The sequence below is a fragment of the Colwellia psychrerythraea 34H genome (assembly GCF_000012325.1).
In the GTDB taxonomy this organism is placed as follows: Bacteria; Pseudomonadota; Gammaproteobacteria; order Enterobacterales; family Alteromonadaceae; genus Colwellia; species Colwellia psychrerythraea_A.
On the sequence record NC_003910.7, the window covers coordinates 1,159,303 to 1,181,980 of the forward strand.

Consider the following 22,678-nt stretch of genomic DNA (forward strand, 5'->3'; position numbering starts at 1 on the left):
ACAAACAAAGGGTTGTAACATGTGAATGTTATTACCCTTTTTTAGTATTAGAGAATAATTGAAATAGTCCACTAATAGCTAACTTTGTGAAAATTTACATCAAAAGTATCGATGTTGTAACAGCCTATTTCTTCAAATATTAATCAATATAAACTCATCTGACTAAGCCTTAAAAGCCTCTAATATTACACAACCCATTTTTAGAATAATAATGCGGTATTACCTCGATAGTTATAGTGCATCGTTTTGTTCGAACGCTCAAAAATGGATAATGATAATAGCGACTTGATAACCTGACATAGAGGATCATGTCATTTTATTTGGTATATACTTATAAAAAGATGATAAATAATAGTAGAGGTCTTTTTGACCAGAAGTGAACTAGAATTGAACAAATACATGCAGCGTGATGCTGCGGCATTGTTATATGGCAATGCAGTTTCCGGTATTGTGATCTCTTTGATTACTTCTAGTTTTCTAGTCTTCATGTTCAGTAACCCATTAACCGACTCTTTTAAACACATGTGGTGGTGGGGGATGAGCATATTGCTTGTGCTCAGAATGGTTGATGTCATTATCTGGAAAACTAAACTGCAGCACACTGATTTTGATGGAGAAAAAGCGGTTAAGCGTTATATTACCGGTGTGAATCCTACAGCAATTATGTGGGCTATCTACTTAGTTTATATCACGAAATACAATAGCTCTGTCGAATTAACTACAACGCTTATAGCCATAGCTGCTATGGCTGGTGGTTCAGCTACGATACTTGCGGCTCATAAATACACCGCAATGTTTTATGCATTCATACTACTTTCTCCTGCCTCGATAGGCTTACTCTTATCCGATCAACATGCATTACAATTACTGGGTTTTTTGGGAGTTTCCTACAGTATCGTAATGCTTATTACTTCAAAGAAATCGGCAGATTTCACGCGAAATACCTTGTTTTTAAAAAATGAAAATAAGGTGTTAGTTCATCAAATGGAAGAAAAAGTTGAGCAGCGAACGAGAAAAATTTATGAACTCTCTAATCTTGATTCACTCACTGGATTATATAACCGAACCGCCTTTTTAAAACATTTAAAGACTGCGTTAGCTTCATCCAATAAACCTTTTGCACTGTTATTTATCGACTTAGACGGCTTTAAAAAAATAAATGATTCAATTGGTCATCAAGCTGGGGATCAAATTTTAAAAAAATCTGCTGAGCGTCTTAAACAGTGGTCTTTTGATACCAAGCTATTGTGTCGCTGGGGTGGTGATGAGTTTTTGATGGTACTAGCAGATACTGATGAAGTCAGCGCTGTTGGTGTATCTAAGCAACTGATAGAGGTACTATCTGCCCCTCATAATACTGAACATAGCGTTTTATCTGTCGGTGCAACTATAGGTATTGCATTATATCCTGAGCACGCAAAAACAGAAGATCGTCTTATTCAATCTGCCGATATGGCCATGTACTATCAGAAAAAACAAGCGCGTTCGACTGTTGGCGTATTCTCCAAACAAATGGATAAACTTTATTCTTATGAACTTCGTCTGAAAAATGAACTGACTCAATCGATTGAGAAAGAACAATTAAGACTCGTTTTTCAACCGATAATATCATCTAAAAATGATGAAGTTGTTGCTTTTGAAGCGCTGCTTCGTTGGCAACTCGATGAGGAAAATATCCCTCCGGATGATTTTATTAGTATTGCTGAGCAATACGGTTTAATACACAAAATCGGTGCGTGGGTACTAAGAAATGCATGTTTGCAAGCCAGCCAATGGAGTTCGGAACAACCGCTGTCAGTTTGTGTAAATGTTTCCGTGATTCAGCTACAAGATGAGAATTTTATAGCTATTGTTGATGATGCACTTTCAAACAGTACATTGCCTGGCGATTTGTTGCATATAGAAATAACCGAGTCGGTATTTGCTGCTGATACTAGTATCATATCAAACCAAATAAAACGACTTCAAGCTCGAAAAATTAAGGTTTCTATTGATGATTTTGGTACCGGATATTCTTCTCTTTCGGTTATCCAAGACTTAGCGATCAACATGGTTAAAATTGATCGTTCATTTGTGAATAAAATGAATACCAATGGTCATGCGATTATCTCAGCAGTAATGCATATCGCCTCATCGTTAGATTTCTTGGTTATTGCTGAAGGTGTGGAGACTGAAGCGCAAGCACGGGAATTACAGAAGTTAGGTGTGCATTTCCTTCAAGGCTATCATTATTCTAAGCCTATCGAAATTGAAGATATAGACAGTTATTTAACTAACATGACACTGGATAAGCAGTATTTACTTAACAAGTAAATTATTTTCAGGACTCGTTACCTTTATTTCTCTCTAGCATGAAGATTACTTAACCCACCGTTTAGAAGCCAATTGTGGTTCGAGCTTTTAAGTTCACGCATTATGTTATACCAATAGTACTAACTTATTGATCACTTAACGAGAATTAAAAGGCTAAGAGGCGAAGCATCTCTAATTCTAACTGAATTCTGCATTTTGAGATAACATGGGGATATACCCCCTGAATTGAAATGACAATGTAACTTATTAAGTGTCAATCAATAATGTGTATTTATAGCTCATAATAGAATGATAACAAAAGATAAACTTTAATCATAAAATGGGCAAGTAGTTACATTTTTACTATAATAAAGTTTGATAAATCACACCCCTTGATAAAATTCCTATAATTTCTTTTTGGATTGAATTTGAAATCTAAAGTACCATCACTTATATCTATCTCTCCTGAAGCATCCATTGCTTTAGGCAATTTTACGTTAGCAATTACTGAGGCTGTTTCTGAAAAAGAAATTTATAATAAACTAGCTGAAAATTTACCTAAGATACTACAAGCTGACAGAGGTAGTGTTACTTTAATAACAGAAAATAAAGATGAGTTTGAAGTCTTTTCCCTACAGGGACCTGAGGGAATGTTATCTATTGGAAAATACTTTTCCGTTGATAATTCGCTGGCAGGTTTAGCTGTACAGCAAGAAAAAACAATTATTTCTAAGCTAAATGCTGACCGCATAGAAATAGATGCTCAACAGCTTTATCAGCAAGACTTGTTATCAATTATGAATTCACCATTACAGTTTAGTGATCGTATAATAGGAACGGTGAATATAGGTAGTTACAAAGAGAATGCTTATGATAGTACTTCGTTAGAGCTGTTAACGTTAGTTAGTACGTTAGTCTCTAATTATTTAGAACGGCAACATCTACTTGAACAAGCTCAAATTGGCGTTAAGCAGTATAAAACCTATTCAAAACAGTTAGAGTCTCTTAACCACGTAGCTGAAGAGCTTTGTGCTGCTACGAATGAAAGTGAGGTTTTTTCTATTATCACTCGTTCGGCAAGTCACATTATTTCAGCACAAAGAATCAGTTATTGTGTGCCTAATTATAAAGATAAATGTTTTGAAATACGGTCAGTATTTTCTGAAAATGAGGTTATGAAGTCGGCTACTGTTGACATGGAAAACAGTGCATTACAATTTGTCTTACAATCAGGGAGCCCTCAATTTTTTGAAAATTTGGCTGTAACCAATTTTACTGATCATTTAATATTAAGTAAAAACGGTTTGTGTTCAGGCTGGAGTGTGCCTGTTCGAGTGAAGGGCGAAATTGTTGGTTTGCTAAATGCCGCTAGTAACGTGAAAATTAATGAAAGAGCTCAACAGCTCGGTGTTATAAAAATGCTTAGTGGAATTATGGGAGTGACATTAAGTCGAGTTAATTTACAAGAACAGTTAGAGCATCAAGCGTGTTACGACACACTGACAGGTTTGCCAAACCGGCATCAGTTTAATCAAAGAATGGAATTGGCAATTACCCAAGATAACCCTATACCTTTTACCTTGTTATTTATTGATTTAGACCGTTTCAAAGTGGTTAACGATACCATGGGGCACGATGTTGGAGATGAGTTATTATGTCGGGTTACTCAACGCATTAATCAACAAATAAGAAAAGAAGATTTTGCAGCTCGACATGGTGGTGATGAATTTGTCGTTCTATTGCTTAACAAGCAATCGAAAGCTATTGCTGATATCACTTCAGCCAGAATAATTAAAGCGCTTAAAGAGCCTTTTCAAATTGATGAACATAGTATTTTTATTGGTGCCAGCATTGGTATTAGTTATTTCCCAGAACATAGTAAAAATTCAGAAGAGTTACTTAAATATGCTGATATTGCGATGTATCATGCGAAAAAACAGGGAAAAAGCAGCTTTAAATTATATTCTAGCCGTCTTTCCGATAAAATTCATTGTCGGCAAAAGCTGGAAACTTTGTTGAGATTAGCCGTTAAAAATGAGGAATTACATTTAGTTTTTCAACCACAAATTAATGAAGATGGTGTCTTTGCTATTGAGGCTTTATTAAGGTGGGAAGACCCTGAATTGGGAGTTATTTCGGCTGATGAGTTTATCCCCATTGCAGAAGAAAGTTTATTAATAGAAGAAATCACTCACTGGGTTATTAATCAAAGTTTGCAAATGATTGCACGGTTAAGATTAATATGTCCGTCAGTTTATGTTGCGGTTAACATTTCGGCTAAGAATTGTTTGTATCCTGAAAAGTTGAAACATTGCATATTAACGGGGTTAAATGACGCTAATTTACCAGGCTCTGCACTTGAATTAGAAGTTACAGAAAATGTTTTTCTACAAAACGTACATAATACCAATAAGTTATTTAAGGACCTAGGTCACTATGGTATTAGATTTGCTATTGATGATTTTGGCACAGGTTATTCTTCATTAACTTATTTACTTAATTTACCGCTAAATACATTAAAGATTGATCGCTCATTCATTCAAGATATTCATTGCAATAAAATTAAGCTTGGTGTGGTTAAAGGTATTTTGGTTATAGCCAAGAGTTTATCAATGAATTGTCTTGCTGAAGGGGTAGAAATTGAGGCACAAAAACAGTGTCTTGAGGAGTTGGGGTGTAATCGTTTTCAAGGTTATTATTTTAGTAAGCCATTAAGGGAAAAAGATTTTTTATTATATTTAAAAAGTGATCTCTTACAGAAAAGCTAACAAGCTTTATTTGTTAATTTCACATATATCATCACTTCATATAGCTGGCAGTTCCGTTTTTCACAAAAGAGGGTTCTTGAATAAATTCAGGAGGATATGCTGAGGGTAATTACTCCTGCATTTACTAATAAGGTACATCTCTGTACTCCTTATCGAAATAAATAACGTTGTATAACATTTTTATAAACCAGCCATTTTTTTGGTGGTAGCAAGTCAAATTCGTTGTTATATTTTTTTAAGGCAAGAACATTAACAGAAAATGTGCTTTGATGATTCACTCAGGTTTTCTGAAAAAAGTATCTTCAGCTGGACACTCATATAACCCGACATGAAGATTGGTCAATGGAGCATTAAATATTTCTTTACTGATAGGCATTAGGTGCTTATGTAATATCTGATATTTTTATGCTGTTTCTAGCTTACGTTAATTGCTGATAAGCTTGTCTACAGGCAAGCGTTAAACGCTCAAGTAGCTCTTCTGTAGTAATACCAAACCTAAGAGTATCTTGCTCATCAGCGAGTCGACAATAGACCCCTTGTTGACAAAGTAAATGGTACAGTTTTTTTGCTGTATCTTGCTGATGAAAACTTAGGGTGAGAAATAAATTACAACCGTTAATCTCTCGAAGAATGATTTGAGGGAATGCTTGCCTAAGCATGTGCTCTTGAGCAATTCTAAGTCGTGTTAATGTATCCTTCTGCCTCGTTTGCCAACTTGTATCTTGCAGGGCATGTTGTGCAATTAATTGCGCTGGTCCGTTGATTTGCCATGGGCCTAGCAATTCTTTAAATGCCCCACACCAATAACCATTAGCTACTAAAAAGCCAATTCTAATTCCAGCTAAACCAAAGAATTTACCAAAAGAGCGTAATACCAAACTATGGCTGTTTTCTAGTTGATTATAGTAAGATTGATTGCCTGGTACTACATCAATAAAAGCTTCATCGAGAACCAACAGGCCGTTAATTAGCTTTAATCGTTCTTGGTATTGAGCAATTACCTGACCATTAAAAAACTGTCCCGTTGGGTTATTAGGATTAATGATCACCAACACACTATTGGGCAATATCTCTGACATTTCTGGAAGAAACTCCTGATAAAAGTGTAAATTATAACCGGCATTCTTCCATGCATGAGCGTGTTCCTTATAACCTCGTTCAGGTAAGTAAACATCTTGACTCTCTGCATTCTTTTGACGATATAACGCTGGTAAAGCTTTAATTATTGCCTGACTACCATTGGTAATCATAAGTTGTGAACATTGGTAATACTGCTGTGCTGCAGCGATCAGATCTGGGTTTTGTTGTGGTAATTGTTGCCAAACACTTAATGGTATAATTGGAATAGGGTAACTAATAGGCGCAATACCTGTCGATACATCAATCCAATCGCTAGGCGGAATGTTATATTGTTTTGCCACCTGTTGTAGTTGCCCGCCATGAAGTAATGCCATCTTATTCCTATATATATGTTTTAAATGAAGAGTTTAAATGAAAATTAAAACGAGAATTATAACGAAAAACTAATAAACCAAATAACAAACTAACTGAATAATGAGTACTAAAGTGACTAATATTAAACTGGCCCGAGAAACCACAAGTAAACTTGTCGGGATGTCTTTCGTGGTAACACAGCTACCGCAACCTAAGACAACAGAATTGACAGTTTGTCCATGGTAAAGCGCACTGCCACCTAATTGTCTACTCATCACTGTGGCACCAGCAGCCATTACCCAACCACCGTTATGGCTTTTGTATTGATTACCTTGCCTATAGGCATTAACGATAGCCTTAATGATCTTCCCTTGTTTCACTCCTTGAATGGCATAAAGCAGGGTACAACACTTACCCGAAATAAAACCGAGTAAATCATCAAGTCGAGCACTGGCATAACCAAAGTCGTTGAAACGTGAGTTCTTATATCCCCACATTGCATCCAAGGTGTTGGCTAATCGATGTATTATTACCAGTGGCGCCCCCCCAATAAGGTAGTAAAGTAAAGATGCGATAACCGAGTCATGACCGTTTTCTAACATCGACTCTATAGTCGCTCTAGACATCTCTTGCTCTGACAGGTTGGAGGTATCTCTGCTTACCAGATACCCGGTGAAATGCCTGGCGCTTGTTAAGTCTTCAGCGTTAAGGGGCTTGTATACTTGCATAGCGTGTTGATGCAAGCTATTTAAACCTATGGCTAGATAAATCACACTAGCATCGAGCAATACTTGCCAATACCATATTAGATGATTCAGCTGATAAAAATAAATCAGCGGCAAAGGTAAAACCAATAGGCACCAAGCCAAAGTACCCAGTAACTTTGCTTTTAAAGTAGCTTTATCGCCAGTGTTACTCTCTTGATATTGAGCTTTTTTCTGATAAGGATTTAGTTTAGTCTCTAGTTTTTTTGCTAACCAACCAAAACCAACTAAGTAATGAAAACGCTTTGCTTCACCTAAATATTTATCAAGCAATAGCGCCAGTAATAAGGTAATGAACGTAGCAAAATCAGGTAGTAGCGTTATGGCTTGCTGGTAGATGTTTGCGATAAATTCTGACATGAAGTTAAGACGCTCTAGTACTATTCAAGGTTGAGTAATTAAATGCTTCGTTATATTAATTTTTTTTACGTCTTTTTGAGGTATAAAAATAAATTATCTTGCTAGCTGAAAACTATCATCATCATGGCGGTAAGTTAATGGTAATAGACAAGCATTATCGAATAACTCATAGGCATTATCGGTTGAGTTATGGCCTAATTTAGCTAAAAAACAGCGCAACGCTTCACCATGGAAAATAACCAATATGTTTTTATTACAATGATTATTGGCTAATTCTTTAAGTGCTTGATAAATACGTGATCCACAGCTTATTGCACTTTCGCCACTTGGCGGTGTTATCTCGGTAAATTGATGCAATATTTCATGGTAGTTTTCGTCGGATTTAATGGCAGCAATATATTGCCCTTGCCAAGACCCCAAATCTCTTTCCGTGAGGTCATTTAAACGTGCAATAGGAGTATTTAATATGCGCTGGCAAATTAGAGCGCTATCAACAGCACGTCCTAGGGTTGATGAAACAATTAAATCAATTTGTTGGTTGGCAAGGCTTAAGGCAAGCTGTTCAGATTGTTGTTTACCTACTTGTGTCAGATTGCTATCTAATTGGCCTTGAAAACGTTGGACTTTGTTCCATTTTGTTTGCCCATGACGAGCTAAATATAAAGTTGTTTTCATTTTATTCCAATAGCAATTATGACGCTTTCTTATCCTTTAAGCGAGGGAGGATAACTAAATCGTTACATAGGTTCAACGCAAATATTATTTCTAGTGGCTATTCTCTTTTCATTAACATGTTTAACTATGACATCGTTAATTGTTGAATAAGTATCATGTATAACGTAGTATCCGCGCAGATTTAGGTGTCTTCGGTGTTAATTTATCCTGATAAACGTTATTAGGTAAATGGCACTAATGAAGATGAAACGTGAAACTGGTTAAATACCAGTACTGCCCCCGCAACGGTAACTGTGAGCAGCAACAAAACCACTGTATTGAATCATTATTAGGTCATCACAATAATGAACGTATGGGAAGGTGTTGCAAGTGCGATGATCAGGAGTCCGGAGACCGGCCTAAATTATAGTTATTTATCAATGATAAATAACTATTACTCGACAACTGCGGTGGGCGGTAATTCAGAGAAAAGTAAATGCGCTGAATTACAGCAATTAATAGCTATAAAGAGTGATCGTTAACGCATGAACACGGGTTTATTGATTTACCTGACTATTGATTTTACCTATTGATTGCTCGATGATTGAGTTGTTGATAGCGTTTTATCATATAGGATATAGCGTAGGCCTGCTCCTTAGCATTTACTGACTTTGATTTCCTACACCGTTACTCTTTTGTACATTTTTGACAACGGGAACGTTATGAAATCAGTCAACCAAACATCTCCTGTTAGCTTGCTTATCGCTGTATTTGCCTTGTTAACATTACTTATGCTTGCCACTCGTACACATCACTTTACCAGTTTAAATCACCTGCCAAGCGCATCAATTGCAATTTTTTTCCTCGCAGGAATGTACTTGAGAAATATTAAAGCCTTCTGGTTTTTTTATACTTTATCAATCACCATCGATTTGGCTTCATCCTATTCTCGCGGTCAGTTTGGCGATTGCATCACCTCTTCTTACCCTATGTTAGTGCTAAGTTATGGCGCTATGTTTACGGTTGGCTATTACAGCAAACCAAACTGGCAAAAAAATAGTTGGCAAATCAATATTATTAAAGTGGCACTCGCTTTATTTATTGCCAGTTCAATTGCCTTCTTTATTTCAAATGGTAGCTATTACACACTGTCGGGTAAGTTCCCAGAGTTATCGTGGGCAGAATATGGCACACGTGTTGATAAGTACTATTTTAAATCTATTTCTAATCCTGTTTTCTATGTGATTTCGGCGGTTGTTATTGATTTTACTGTCAGTCATTTTTTCACTGACAAAGCGATAAATACCAGTACTGCGGCTAGTGAAAGTGCTAATAACAGCGGCAAACTTTAGTCGGTTACTCTCACAACGGCTAAGTTCATATTACAGGTGTTTTAAAGGCAAATTTAATGTCATCAGCAAAAAATAAAGTAATTCAAAATACAGCATTCCAACATAAGCCAGAGCAGCAAATTGGCAGTGGTGTTATGTGTTCGGCCCTTGTTGTTGCCGCACCACATTCTGGCTCAGGTAAAACGACTGTAACAGCCGCAATAGCGCGTTATCATCGTGTTCAAGGGCGTAAAGTCACTGTGTTTAAAGTCGGTCCCGATTTTATTGACCCCATGATATTACGCCAAGCCAGTGGTGAGTTAGTGTATCAATTAGATTTGTGGCTTGTCGGGGAGCAAGGTTGTCGAGCTTTGCTGCATCGAGCGGCTATGGATTCAGATCTTATTTTAATTGAAGGTGTTATGGGGCTGTTTGATGGCACACCCAGCAGTGCCGATTTAGCTAAGTATTTTAATATCCCAGTACTGGGCGTAATTGATGCAAAAGCGATGGCACAAACCTTTGCTGCAGTGACCTTTGGTTTAGCAAAATTTTGCGAAGACTTGCCCTTTTCAGGCGTAATTGCAAATCGAGTAAATACCGAACGTCATGCAGAATTACTCAGTGTTAGTTTACCTAAAGCGTTTCGTTTCTATGGCAGAATTCCTAAAGATGACACCATAACATTACCCGAGCGTCATTTAGGTTTAGTGCAAGCACAAGAACTTAGTGATATTGATGTTCAGCTTGATAAAGCGGCCAGTCACATTGCTAATACCGGTTTAACAGAGTTACCGTCGCAAGTTGAGTTTTTTGCTCAAGAAGATGATAACCAAGAAAACATTATTGAAGGTGCATTAGCGGGTACGCGCATTATTATCATTAGAGATAGTGCTTTTAGCTTTATTTATGCCGCCAATATTGCCTTCTTAACGCAAACAGGAGCGGAATTAATTTATTGCTCGGCAATGGCTGATGTCCATTTACCTGATGGCGATATCTTATATATTCCAGGTGGCTACCCTGAGCTTTATGCCGAACAACTCATGAACAATGTAACTTTTCTTAGTGATATAAGAGCATTTTCTGCCAGTAATAAACCCATTGTTGCTGAATGTGGTGGCATGTTGTATTTGCTTGAACAGCTTACCGATATGGAAGGGCAACAGTTTTCAATGCTAGGTCTTATGCCGGGTAAAGCCACTATGCAGAAAAAACTTGCGGCCATTGGATCGCAATGGGTTCCTTTACCCTCATTTGCTGATGCTGCTGAAGATAGCGCAGACAACATTATGCGAGGGCATAGCTTCCATTACTCTTGCGCCGAGATTGAATTAGAGCCTAGCAGTCAAACTACTCATCATCCAAGTGAGCGTGCAGGCGAGTATGTTTACCAACACAACAATATTTTAGCTTCATATATGCATTGGTATTTCCCAAGCAACCCGAGTCTAACGTTACGAATTTTCGATAAAGCACGTTACTTGTAGTCGTTAGCTCTAGTAATGGCGCAGCAGCCAGTTAGACAGTCAAGCAAAACAGCCTTTAAGTCCGTTAGCAAACTTAATTGATATTATGCTCGTTTTTTCGTAGGGATTGATCGCGGTACTTGTCGCGTTAAGTCCATATTTATAACAACATTTTTAGGTAAATCAGCAGTCCGCAGTTAATCAATAGTCTTCAGCAAGTAAATAGTCGTCGGCCAAAATTCAGCCGGTAGACTTTGTTGGTAAAGAGCTAACCTCAGCGCCAGAAGCCTTAAAAAAAAGCTGTATAGCCAAGAAGGTTATCAATCTATAGGGCAAGTGTATCTCGCCCCTGAAACAGGTAAGTTAATCTTGATTAGTAATGAAAAATAATAAAAACGTGGTGTGTTTTCTAATTGCTATGAATAAATAGAGAGTGAGAAAGTGATGAATGATATTAAAAAAGATACTGAAATTGAAAAACAAGATGAATTAGCTGAAGCTAAAGAACAAAAACATATTGAGCGACAAAAAAAGATTAAAGCAAATGTCGATAAACGTATTGCTCAAGCCACCGAAGAACGCGGTGTATTGGTTGTGATAACTGGTAATGGTAAAGGTAAAAGTACCTCTGGTTTTGGTACGGTATTACGCGCTATTGGCCATGGACAAAAAGCAGGTGTAGTGCAATTTATTAAAGGCACTAAGTGGGAATGTGGCGAAATGAATATTTTAAAGCAATTCGATGTTCAACACTATGTCATGGGTACGGGTTTTACTTGGGAAACACAAAATACTGAAACAGATACCATTGCAGCCAAAGTTGCGTGGCAAAAAAGTAAAGAGATGTTGAAGGATGAAAGCCTTGATATCGTGTTACTGGACGAAATGACCTACATGGTCAAGTACGGTTACATTGAATTAGATGATATTATCGACGCACTAAATAATCGGCCTAAAATGCAGCATGTATTAATTACTGGACGTGCCTGTCACCGCCGACTGGTAGAGCTGGCTGATACCGTTTCAGAAGTACAACCAATAAAGCATGCATTTAAAGCTGGGGTAAAGGCGCAAAAGGGCCTTGATTGGTAATCATCTTCTTTATAGTAAGTTGCCTGTTTTTTATTACCGATTTTTATGGTTAGATAAGCATATACCCGTTCCACATGAAGATGCATGATTCAGCTGGAATTTGAAGGTCTTTAGGCAAGGCATTGATTGAAGAGAATGGTTGTTCCCTTCTTAATATCAATAACGCAGCATAAAGCGTTTCTAAACCAGCCCCTTGGGGAAGGCTAAGCTAATCATACTCTGCGTTGCATTTCTTTTTAAGGGAGTAACCCTTAATAAAAAAATGCGCCTTGATTATGAATCGCTCAGACTTCCTGAAACGAGCATCTTCAAGTAGAGCGGGTATATATCCGTATCCGTACCAATCTGCATAACTATCTGCTCATTTTTCTTATGAAAAAGTAGCTCATTTAATTAAGCAAATTGGTATTAATTAAGTGTAATTTTAATCAAATAGTAGAATGAGTTATGAGTTTAGAGTTGTGGTTATCGTTAGTTGTTATCTGTGTGTTAGGAGCATTATCACCCGGTCCTTCATTGGCATTAGTTGTGCGTAATACTATGTTGGGTGGCCATAAACCGGGTTTAGCTACCGCCATCAGTCATGGCTTTGGTGTTGGCTTGTATGCGGCTATTGCGGTAACCGGCATTGGCCTTGTGATTGTCCAGTCACCCATAGTTTTTCAAATTATTCAGTATACAGGTGCCGCCTTTTTACTTTATTTGGCCTTCAACGCGCTAAAAAGCAATGGCAGTAATATTGACCTTGATGTTGTAAAAGGGCAAAACGATAAACGTATAAATGGCTGGCGCGACGGTTTTTTATTGGCCTTTTTAAACCCTAAGTTGGCGATATTCTTTTTAGCCTTATTCAGTCAGTTTGTTGATGTTAATGCCAGCTTAACCCATAAATTAATTATGATTTTTACCGTTGGTGGGCTCGATACACTATGGTACTGCCTTGTGGTCTTTGGCTTAACAAGAGGGCCCGTATTGGAAAAATTGAAAGCGAATAGTCATATTATTGATAAAATTACTGGCATAGTTTTACTATTACTTGCAGTACGTGTAGTCATTAATTAGCGAAGAAGGGGAGTTTTACTCCCTTAACCAGCTACCAATTGAACATAACAGTGAACGAGGTAAAAACCGAGATAGCATTGATGTTTATTGTTGGAAGCGACTATATCTTTTAACGACAGTTCGCCCGACAAAAGGACTGGGCTATTTACAGCGTAAAGACGTAGTCTACTTTCATTCTATAGACAGCAAAGCTATCAATCATGGCCTAGGTCGACAGTTCTCTTCGAACAATTTCCGCACCTGCACTTAATGCATTTAACTTGCCTCTCGCTACTTGATGAGATAAAGGTGCCATGCCGCAGTTAGTACAAGGGTAGAGCTTGTCGGCATCTACAAACTTAAGTGCTTTTCGTAGCGTATTGGCTACTTCCTCAGGTGTTTCAATAGTATTGCTTGCCACATCAATGGCGCCGACCATCACTTTTTTACCGCGAATAAGTTCAAGTAGCTCCATTGGCACATGAGAGTTGTGACATTCTAGTGAGATAATATCGATATTCGATTTTTGTAGTTTGGGAAAAGCTTCTTCATATTGTCGCCACTCTGACCCCAAGGTTTTTTTCCAATCTGTATTGGCTTTGATACCATAGCCATAACAAATATGCACTGCAGTTTCACAGTTAAGTCCTTCAATTGCTCTCTCTAAACAAGCAATGCCCCAATCATTTACCTCATCAAAAAAGACATTAAATGCAGGCTCATCAAATTGGATAATATCAACACCAGCCGCCTCTAATTCTTTAGCTTCTTGATTGAGAATCTTGGCGAACTCCCAAGCAAGCTTTTCGCGACTTTTATAATGGTCATCATAAAGCGTATCTATCATCGTCATGGGACCAGGCAAGGCCCATTTAATCGGTTGCTTGGTTTGCTGGCGTAAAAACTTGGCGTCTTCAACAAAAACAGACTTTTGACGACTAACCGGACCAACGACTGTTGGTACACTTGCATCATAACGATCACGAATTTTAACGGTTTTACGCTTTTCAAAATCAACGCCGTTGAGGTGCTCAATAAATGTAGTGACAAAATGTTGGCGCGTTTGTTCGCCATCACTGACAATATCAATACCTGCTTGCTGTTGATCTTGCAATGACAAACGTAATGCATCGTGTTTGCCCTCTGTTAATTCTTCACCTTGCAATTTCCAAGGTGACCAAAGTGTCTCAGGCTCTGCAAGCCAAGCAGGTTTAGGTAAACTGCCAGCAGTGGAAGTAGGTAGTAGTGCTTTAAGGATATTAGTTTTCATAATAAATGATGCCGTATTAAGGGTTAACTTTTGAACTTTTTTATTGAGGTAAGTATTGAACGTAATGATTGAAGGTAAGTATTTAACCTAGCTATTGAGCGTAACTATTAACATAACTAGCAGACCATTGCTCAAGTACAGTTTGGTGCGGTTTAATGAAGTGTTCCTCAGTAAACTTTCCCTGCTCATTAGCCAACTGACTACGCTCTTCTCGATCATAAACAATTTGAGTTAATGAATGATCTAGGTTCTTTAAGTTTGGTTGATAGGATTTTCCAGCCACAGCATTCGCATTATAAATCTCAGGTCGGTATATTTTTTGGAAAGTTTCCATCGTGCTAATAGTGCTTATAAGCTCAAGACTAGTGTAATCATTAAGTAAATCACCAAAGAAATAGAAAGCCAAAGGCGCAACACTGTTTGGCGGCATGAAATAACGAACCTGTAAGCCCATTTTTTTGAAATATTGCTCAGTTAAAGAAGATTCATTTGGCTGGTATTCAACACCCAATACCGGATGCTGATTTTCAGTTCGATGATAGGTTTTGGTATCCGAAACACTGAGGCATATAACAGGTGTTTTAGTAAAATTTTGTTTATAAACATCTGAATTAACAAAATACTGAAAGAGTTTGCCATGTAGTTCGCCAAAGTTATTTGGAATGCTAAATTTAGGTTGATCCTTATTATGATCCAACAGTAATACACTAAAATCATAATCTCGCACATAAGAGGAGAAATTATTCCCTACAATGCCTTCAATGCGTTTGTTAGTTTGATGGTCGACAATATTCGTTTTCAATATTTCAATCGATGGGAAAGCTTGACCACTACCTTTAATATCGATATCAACGGAAATGATTTCAAGTTCAACAGAATAACGATCTCCTTTGGTGTTATCCCAATGCGCCAAGGCATTAAAACTATTATCAATCATCTTTAAAGCGTTGCGTAAGTTTGCTTGACGGTAGCTTCCTCTTGCCAAATTAGCAAAGTTAGTAGTGATACGCGTCTTGTCTGACGGGTGATAATTTTCATCGAGACAAATGCTCTTGATAGTAAAGCTGAAATCTTTATTCATTGTGATCCGTATCCTATTTTCTAATGTTCTTAATCAGTCATCTTCACAGTCTTATTTGATTTGTGCTTCTAACCTAACTAAGAATCAATGGTGATTTTGTCGAGAATTAATAGCTGAGTAGGATTTATACTTGGATAGATGCATGATTAAAAGCGCATTTATTTCACACCGTACATGAGAAATATTCATGTCTTATCTAATTGAATGTTCGGATGTTTTTCAGTTATATTAATTAGCATAATGTGAACATAACAGCAGTTATGTAGTAAATAATCCCTAGAGTAAATAAAGAAGTAAATTGAATGAATGAATTAATATTATTGATTATATACTGCGCGTTACTTGGCAGTGGCGTAGGATTTTTGGCGGGGTTGTTAGGTATTGGCGGAGGATTAGTTATTGTTCCTGTGCTGAGCAGTCTTTTACTATACTTTGACGTTTTACCAACAGAGCAGGTGGTTATCGTTGCCATTGCAACATCATTGGCGTCAATATTGTTCACATCAACCTCTTCAGCAATAGCTCATCATAAAAATGGTAATGTGCCGTGGAACCTAGCCCCTTGGATAATGACGGGCGTTGCCCTCGGCGCGCTTATCAGTGGTTTTATAGCGGCACTATTACCAGAGCAAGTTGTTCGAATCGTGTTTGCCGTGACTGTGGTACTTATTGCGGTGAAAATGTTTTACAGCAGTAAAAGTGATGCTCCTAGCAAACGTCAACTACCTAATAAAGGTCTGTTAACCTTTTTTACCACGATTACCGGTGGCTTGTCTGCCATGATAGGTATCGGTGGTGGTGCACTCTTAGTGCCCTTGTTGACGTTCTTCTCACTGGATATGAAAAAAGCCATAGGATGTGCTTCTGCTTGCGGCATTGTCATCGCATTATTTGGTTCAATAGGTTACATCAGCTCAGGTAGTGCTTATTTTGCTTTAGCCGATGGTTTTGCTGGCTTTGTCTATTTACCTGCCTTATTAGGTATTGTGTGTACTTCTTGGTTTACCGCGCCGTTAGGCGCAAAAGCGACACATTATTTACCCGTTTCAACGATTAAAAGAATATTCTCGGCGTTATTGTTAGTTATGGCTGCAAATATGATAATTAATTAAAGGGAAGGTTATCGAGTTGGTGTTCTGAAGAATAAAGGAGTATGCGTAATGCGTAATGCGTTAGCGATTAAGTGCAGCGCCAAAATTAGGTAGCGCAACAACGTCACCGGCAATTAAGTTATCGATACCTATGTTGCCAATTCGAACTCTGACCAGTCTTAATGTGGCAAAGCCCACGGCAGCCGTCATTTTTCTTATCTGACGATTTTTTCCTTCACAGAGCGTTATAGAGATCCAGCTAGTAGGGCCATGTTTCGGATCGCGGATTTTACGACCACGTGCGGGGAGTTGAGGTTCACAGTCCAGCTTGAATGCTTTACAAGGCATGGTTAGATACTTAGTGCTATTGATACCAATTTCAACACCATTTTGCAGCTGTGATATTGCGTCTGTCGTGATCTCTCCATCTACTTGTACGTAGTACTCTTTTACTATACTTTTGTCTCTGACTTTGTAGCTCATCATCCCGTCAGTTGTGAGTAATAATAACCCTTCAGAGTCGTGATCTAATCGCCCAATGGCCATCGTTTTATCGGGGAAATTAAATAGTTCGCCTAGTAGATGTTTCTTCTTGCGTGATTCGGGTACAAACTGACTTAAAAAACCATATGGCTTAAATATTTTGAAGTGCTGGTGATTTTCAGTAGGCTTAGCGAGTTCTGTTAAACTGCTTTGGTTAGTGGTAGGCATTAACTTGGTCTTGATCGTAAAGTCTTAGTGGTATCGCATTATACGGTTAGTCTGGGTTAGATGCACTGGCTCTGCTAAGTGTGATAGAAATGAACTTAAAAGCCATTAACAGGTATATACCCGTTCCACTTGAAGATGCAGGATTCAGCTGGGATCAGAAACGCCTTTAGACAAGGCATTGATTGAAGAGAATAGTTATTCTATTGTCGAAATCAATAACGCAGCATAAAGCGTTTCTACAACAGCCCCCTTGGGGAAGGCTGAGCAAATAATACTCTGCGTTACATTTATTTTTAAGGACGCTACATGGAAGTAGCTTATTAGAGAATGCAGGAGCATATGCTCCTGAACAACCCTCAATAAAAAATGTGCCTTGATTATGAATCGCTCAGACTTCCTGAAACGAGCATATTCAAATGGATCGGGTATATGCTAGCAGCTTTTTTATTGTTCAATTTCTCTTAAAATTCGATTAATCACAGCAGAGTTAATTACAGACCATTATGGTATTGCACATTGGTTGAATCTGGCACTAGTGAGTTTAACGCATTTTGTGCTTCTGTTTGCTCGCTTGATAATGTATTTGAGTAACCAACCGATTCGCTATTTTCTTTGTTACTGTCATTGTTAAGTAATTGTTCAAATTGTTTGATGAGCACTGTTTTATCAGGTGATTCTTTATCACCAGCGCCAATATTAGTTAAATCAATCATGAAACCATCAAATAACTGCGTTAGGTCTTGGATAATTTCGGTATTTAAAAATTGATCTTTATTATAAATACTTGGATAGCCGGCTTTTTGTTTATCAATAGCAAAAGATACGCCTTTAAGATTAGTAATGCTCGTTGATTTATCGCACGACAACATACAACCATTATCAATACGTGGCTTTTCACAACCAACACTTTGCTGGAAGAAACACTGTCTGCTGGTCATTAATAAAATAGGGTGGTAAACGCTGTAGAGCATTTTGAAGTTTTCAGGACGGGCGATAGTTTTCATTTGTTGACGGTTTATTTCGTTTGAAATAAAGGCGCCGCTACAGTTAAAGCTCTCTTTCATCGCTAATAATGCATAGGAGTTGGTGGTATTTAAGAAAGGACCTGCAATCCACTCGATTCCTAACTCAAAGGCTCTATTGGCGATACCTGTATTATTGGTGACGATTAACTTAGGCTTAACTTGTTCTAAGATATTTACCGCAACATCGTAGTCTTTGCCAATTAATACCGACGGGAACCATGGAATAAGACGAGGGTTTTCTTGGAAAAAGCTAACGTATTTAGTACAGCCACGTTTATACGCATCAGGCAGTTTGAAATAGATGTCGGCATCAGTTACATCGCCAAGGTTGATGTCATTTTCATCGCATATTAACAGCGATAATTTTGCACCAGTTTCTTTTTTAGCATGGCGTACTAGTTTGGGTAACTCCACTTCAGCTAATACCGATTTACCATCATTGAGTAAAGCTGCTATTTTATTTTTAAGCGCAGTAAGCTCTTTAAAAGGAATAGTAGCACTTGCTGGAATATCATCAGTACTTAGCTCAGTTAAGTTATATTCTGCGTTATTGAAGCTTTTAAAGCGCTTTTCAATGGCACTATGATCAATGCAGTTTTTATCACTCGCGACAAGTGCGCGTTGTGAATGCATAACATGAACTTGTTCTTGTACCGTTTCTTCACTGAATCCTTGGGTTATTTTCTGGTCATGGGCCTCATTAATTTTTATGGTTACTGCTAATGGTTCGCCTACTTCACCTGAGAATACTAATGACAGCTTACGTTTATCAATACTTAGGTGTTTTATTTTATCAAATACATCAGCGTGTATTTGTTCTTTTTCATCATTTAAGCTTTGTTCAACGTCTTGAATTTGTACGACAGAAATAGCATTACTTTTATCAATGGCGTGGTATTTAGAGTTATCACGCGGGTTTTCAATAAACATCGATTGGTTTAAATCACCACGTAAAAAGGCATTAGAAAAATCACGGTTGAATACTTTGTAAAGGCGTTCGCCATCTTCAAGTAATTCGCCTGTTTCTACAAATCCGTCTATTTGTTTACGGAAGCTATCAATAACGGTATGCACATAACTAGCACCCTTGATGCGTCCTTCAACTTTGAATGAATGAACACCTGCTTCGATTAGGGCTGGTAAATCAAAAAATGCCGAGTTGTCTTTAATGTTTAATGGAAATTTATTACCTGATTCGGTCGGTTTATATTCTTCACGACACGCTTGACTACAACGGCCTCTATTACCTGAATTACCAACACTTGCTGAGGTGGAATAACATAAACCTGAGAAGGCAACACATAATGAGCCGTGCACAAATACTTCGGTAAGTACTTCTTCTTTTTGTGATACGGCAGTAATGGCGCTGATTTCTTTTAAGTCTAATTCGCGAGATAAGTTAACACGTGAAGCACCCAGCTTTTTCAAAAAGGGGATTTGACCAATGTTATGGGTTGTTAATTGCGTTGAGGCATGAATATCTAGAGTAGGGAAATGCTTATTAAGGATATAAAGCATGCCCAAATCTTGCACAATGACACCATCGAGCGTGGTGTTCGCCAATTTACTTAATAATTTAGCAAGCGTTTTAAATTCTCGCTCTAGAATAATGATATTGAGCGTTAAGAATATTTGGCATTCATACTCATGTGCAAGTCTAATAATTCCAACGAGTTCATCAAAAGAAATATTAGCAGCTCTATTTCGAGCATTAAAGGTATCTAAACCGCAGTACACCGCATCTGCGCCAGCAATAATGGCTGCTTTGATCGCGTCGATATCACCACCTGGGGCTAATAATTCTATTTTAGGACTCATTTTACAACTTTAGCCAATTAAACGGCGGTTAAATTTCAAAGGGGGGATTTTACTGGTAAAATGAGGCAATGAATACCGTTTAAGTCGCTTATTTATTCTGATTTGTATGATCATTAATAATTACTGTACTGGAATACCCTATCAATGAATGACACTTTTCATGAAAAAAGTAATAAAAAGACTAATGACACGAGTATGTTACCCATTATTTATTCGCTAAGAAATTGTCCTTATGCCATGCGGGCAAGACTCGCTATTTTTAAAGCGAAGCAGGCGGTATTACTACGAGATTTGGTATTAAGTCATAAACCAGCAGAAATGATAGCAGTTTCACCTAAAGGCACAGTGCCAGTATTAGTGCTAGCTAATAGCACGGTAATCGAAGAAAGTTTAGAGGTAATGTTATGGGCATTACAACAAACGGATCCTGATGATCTGCTTCATTGTCAACAAGAGGGCGCATTACCTGAAATGCTCTCACTTATTAATGAATTCGATAATGGTTTTAAAACCAGTTTAGAAGCTTACAAGTGCGCTAAGCGTTATCAAGAAGATAATATTGCCCAGTGCCGAGTCGTTTGTCAGCAGTATATTGAACAATTAGAACAACGTTTAACTGAGCATATGTTCTTAATGTCAGATAAAGAAAGTTTGGCGGATATTGCGCTAGTACCTTTCATTCGACAGTTTGCTCGCGTTGAGCGTCAGTGGTATTTGCAATCACCTTACCCTAGGGTAAGGCGATGGTTAAATAGCTATTTGCAGAGCCCTGTTTTTACGAAAGTGATGGCTAAACATCCTTTGTGGCTAGATAACCAGCAAGATATTTTATTTGGCGTTAACTAATGAGAAGTCTAACGAGATATAGCAGGCTCTGCTTCATTTAGTAACTCACTGACAATACGCTTTAATAAAAAAGTTTCACGTTCTATTGAAAGGCCTTTTTTGTCATTTTTAGCGATTGTTTCTTCGTTATGGCTAATAGCCTGATGGATATTCATCCACACTGGGTGCATACCGTTACTTAATTCATGGGCTTCAAGTTCAGGTTCAAGTAACTCATCATCAATGGTGCAGGTATAACAATAAGATTGCATATGGATGATATCAAAGCCTTCTTTATGCCATGGCCTGAATTCTTCATAAAGACCGAACGCCTCAACATCTTTAACACTATGCGCACCCGTTTCTTCTTTTAGCTCACGAATGAGTCCTTCGATATTACTCTCACCCTCATCTATACCGCCACCAGGCAAACTGTAATCGTGATATCGCTTGGTATATAGCAGTAATATATTATCCCCATTAAGCACAATCGCTCTAGTCGCATTCCGGGTGAAACGTGTGGCAGAAAGATCGTTGATGTCAGGGTGAATAGTTGATTTGAGTAAACGCATAATAGGGTAGTGTATCTGGTAGTGATTAATATTTATTGGTGTTAGATGGGGGCTTGCGCTAGGCATATCAAGTTATCGAGACTAACAAACTAAATGGGTAGTGATTAATGCTAGCAGTGGATAGGTTGAAGTCGTGTTAACCATGGTTAGCGCGACAGTTTTGTAACCTAGTGTATCTTCAAACAAAGTTATAGTGTTTCAACTTCATCATGAAAGATATCTTCAATCATTAAATTAAATAGTCTTGCTGCTTTAAATGCTAGTGGTAAGCTTGGATCAAACTTACCTTTTTCAATAGCATTAATTGTTTGCCTTGATACTTCTAGGGCACTAGCAAGTTGAGCTTGTGTCCAGTCACGTTCAGCACGTAATACTTTTAAGCGGTTTTTCATCGGTACTTCCTATGACCAGCAATCATCGCGGTTAAATAGGTAAGGCACATAACAATAATTAAATGAGATATTTCAGGCTCAAAGCCAATCAGTTTAATATCTTCTAACAATTCATAACTTAGACCTAATACTAATCCAACACCTAAGGTGAAAGCCATTGCATCGAAAAGTATTTTTTGCTGCATTTCGTCTAAACCACGTAAATAGTCTCTATTAGCAACTAACATTCGAAAACCAACAGCTAAATTAATTAACAAGGTAATAATGGTTAAGCTTGTATTAAAATCCCAAATAAATCTTGGCGCAAAAGCGGCGATGGCCATAGTAATAACCCAAACAGTTGTCCAATTTCTTAATGTTCTGGTATTAGCATTATTTTTTGCTTGGTAATTATTATGTTCACAATCTTGCTTTGTCATAAGTCAGCTCTCTTTGATTTTTTGTAAAGTTTATTTGACTTTATTGTAGGGGTTTTGTTTTGTAAGTCAAGTATGCTTTACAAAAAGAATGGTCTTGTAGTCTTTCTTAGATGATTACATCGGCATAGAGGTAACAAAAGTTAGCTAATTAAAGTTAAAATTGGGTATAATTCGGTAGGCATTGCGTTGTCTTTACCATATTAAAATTTTGATTCGTATGCGAAAAATACAATACTTATACCCGTTCCACTTCAAGCTGCTGGATTCAG

General features: G+C 37.7%; 18 protein-coding genes and 1 riboswitch. Of the genes, 8 read left to right on the top strand and 10 right to left on the bottom strand.

Annotated elements, in window-relative coordinates:
- Nucleotides 1-366: 366 nt before the first annotated feature.
- Together CPS_RS05070 and CPS_RS22800 are read left to right on the top strand one after the other, a co-directional pair.
- Complete coding sequence (locus CPS_RS05070; RefSeq protein WP_238383590.1) at nucleotides 367-2,313, top strand: putative bifunctional diguanylate cyclase/phosphodiesterase; 1,947 nt, start codon at nucleotides 367-369, stop codon at nucleotides 2,311-2,313.
- Between the two features lie 407 nt (nucleotides 2,314-2,720).
- Nucleotides 2,721-5,060 carry a bifunctional diguanylate cyclase/phosphodiesterase gene (locus CPS_RS22800; RefSeq protein WP_049757753.1) on the top strand — a complete coding sequence of 780 codons (2,340 nt, stop codon included), beginning with the start codon at nucleotides 2,721-2,723 and terminating at the stop codon, nucleotides 5,058-5,060.
- A gap of 419 nt (nucleotides 5,061-5,479) precedes the next feature.
- Here the strand turns inward: CPS_RS22800 and cobD are convergent, their stop codons facing one another.
- The 3 genes from cobD to CPS_RS05090 form a co-directional block, all read right to left on the bottom strand.
- Nucleotides 5,480-6,514 (bottom strand): threonine-phosphate decarboxylase CobD, encoded by a 1,035-nt coding sequence (cobD, locus tag CPS_RS05080; protein ID WP_011041979.1) that lies wholly within the window; start codon nucleotides 6,512-6,514, stop codon nucleotides 5,480-5,482.
- Nucleotides 6,515-6,583: 69 nt separating this feature from the next.
- Nucleotides 6,584-7,618 carry a cobalamin biosynthesis protein CobD/CbiB gene (locus CPS_RS05085; RefSeq protein WP_011041980.1) on the bottom strand — a complete coding sequence of 345 codons (1,035 nt, stop codon included), beginning with the start codon at nucleotides 7,616-7,618 and terminating at the stop codon, nucleotides 6,584-6,586.
- A 93-nt stretch (nucleotides 7,619-7,711) separates the two neighbouring features.
- Nucleotides 7,712-8,293, bottom strand: a complete 582-nt coding sequence (locus tag CPS_RS05090; protein WP_011041981.1) for a histidine phosphatase family protein — start codon at nucleotides 8,291-8,293, stop codon at nucleotides 7,712-7,714.
- 205 nt (nucleotides 8,294-8,498) lie between these two features.
- Nucleotides 8,499-8,710, top strand: a riboswitch (cobalamin riboswitch).
- A gap of 284 nt (nucleotides 8,711-8,994) precedes the next feature.
- Here CPS_RS05090 and CPS_RS05095 point away from each other — a divergent pair.
- The 4 genes from CPS_RS05095 to CPS_RS05110 all read left to right on the top strand — a co-directional run bounded on the left by CPS_RS05095 (nucleotide 8,995) and on the right by CPS_RS05110 (nucleotide 13,226).
- Nucleotides 8,995-9,624: a hypothetical protein gene (locus CPS_RS05095; RefSeq protein WP_011041983.1), complete on the top strand. Its 630-nt coding sequence runs from the start codon at nucleotides 8,995-8,997 to the stop codon at nucleotides 9,622-9,624.
- Nucleotides 9,625-9,680: 56 nt separating this feature from the next.
- Nucleotides 9,681-11,093: a cobyrinate a,c-diamide synthase gene (locus CPS_RS05100; RefSeq protein WP_238383591.1), complete on the top strand. Its 1,413-nt coding sequence runs from the start codon at nucleotides 9,681-9,683 to the stop codon at nucleotides 11,091-11,093.
- A 423-nt stretch (nucleotides 11,094-11,516) separates the two neighbouring features.
- Entirely contained in the window at nucleotides 11,517-12,164 is a 648-nt protein-coding gene (gene cobO, locus CPS_RS05105) for a cob(I)yrinic acid a,c-diamide adenosyltransferase (protein ID WP_011041985.1), read from the top strand.
- 447 nt (nucleotides 12,165-12,611) lie between these two features.
- Entirely contained in the window at nucleotides 12,612-13,226 is a 615-nt protein-coding gene (locus CPS_RS05110) for a LysE family translocator (RefSeq protein ID WP_011041987.1), read from the top strand.
- Nucleotides 13,227-13,431: 205 nt separating this feature from the next.
- Here CPS_RS05110 and CPS_RS05115 read toward each other — a convergent pair whose 3' ends face one another.
- A complete protein-coding gene (locus CPS_RS05115) occupies nucleotides 13,432-14,475 on the bottom strand; it encodes a methionine synthase (RefSeq protein ID WP_011041988.1) in 1,044 nt (347 codons plus the stop codon).
- A gap of 91 nt (nucleotides 14,476-14,566) precedes the next feature.
- A complete protein-coding gene (locus CPS_RS05120) occupies nucleotides 14,567-15,556 on the bottom strand; it encodes a DUF1852 domain-containing protein (RefSeq protein WP_011041989.1) in 990 nt (329 codons plus the stop codon).
- A 302-nt stretch (nucleotides 15,557-15,858) separates the two neighbouring features.
- On the opposite strand from CPS_RS05120, the gene CPS_RS05125 reads away from it, so the two are divergent.
- Nucleotides 15,859-16,668, top strand: a complete 810-nt coding sequence (locus tag CPS_RS05125; RefSeq protein ID WP_011041990.1) for a sulfite exporter TauE/SafE family protein — start codon at nucleotides 15,859-15,861, stop codon at nucleotides 16,666-16,668.
- A gap of 60 nt (nucleotides 16,669-16,728) precedes the next feature.
- On the opposite strand, the gene CPS_RS05130 is transcribed toward CPS_RS05125, so the two are convergent.
- Nucleotides 16,729-17,358 carry an rRNA large subunit pseudouridine synthase E gene (locus tag CPS_RS05130; RefSeq protein ID WP_011041991.1) on the bottom strand — a complete coding sequence of 210 codons (630 nt, stop codon included), beginning with the start codon at nucleotides 17,356-17,358 and terminating at the stop codon, nucleotides 16,729-16,731.
- Between the two features lie 491 nt (nucleotides 17,359-17,849).
- Entirely contained in the window at nucleotides 17,850-20,201 is a 2,352-nt protein-coding gene (locus CPS_RS05135; RefSeq protein ID WP_011041992.1) for a peptidase U32 family protein, read from the bottom strand.
- 144 nt (nucleotides 20,202-20,345) lie between these two features.
- On the opposite strand from CPS_RS05135, the gene CPS_RS05140 reads away from it, so the two are divergent.
- Nucleotides 20,346-21,047, top strand: coding sequence for a glutathione S-transferase (locus CPS_RS05140; protein ID WP_041736691.1), 702 nt, complete (start codon nucleotides 20,346-20,348; stop codon nucleotides 21,045-21,047).
- Between the two features lie 8 nt (nucleotides 21,048-21,055).
- Here CPS_RS05140 and CPS_RS05145 read toward each other — a convergent pair whose 3' ends face one another.
- From CPS_RS05145 to CPS_RS05155, 3 genes are all read right to left on the bottom strand, one after another.
- Nucleotides 21,056-21,598, bottom strand: a complete 543-nt coding sequence (locus tag CPS_RS05145) for an NUDIX hydrolase (protein ID WP_011041994.1) — start codon at nucleotides 21,596-21,598, stop codon at nucleotides 21,056-21,058.
- Between the two features lie 188 nt (nucleotides 21,599-21,786).
- Nucleotides 21,787-21,990 (bottom strand): helix-turn-helix transcriptional regulator, encoded by a 204-nt coding sequence (locus tag CPS_RS05150; protein WP_011041996.1) that lies wholly within the window; start codon nucleotides 21,988-21,990, stop codon nucleotides 21,787-21,789.
- The gene (locus CPS_RS05155) at nucleotides 21,987-22,409 is read right to left on the bottom strand and encodes a hypothetical protein (protein ID WP_011041997.1); all 423 of its coding nucleotides are present in this window, start codon (nucleotides 22,407-22,409) and stop codon (nucleotides 21,987-21,989) included. Before CPS_RS05155 ends, CPS_RS05150 begins: the two co-directional genes overlap by 4 nt.
- Between the last annotated feature and the right edge of the window lie 269 nt (nucleotides 22,410-22,678).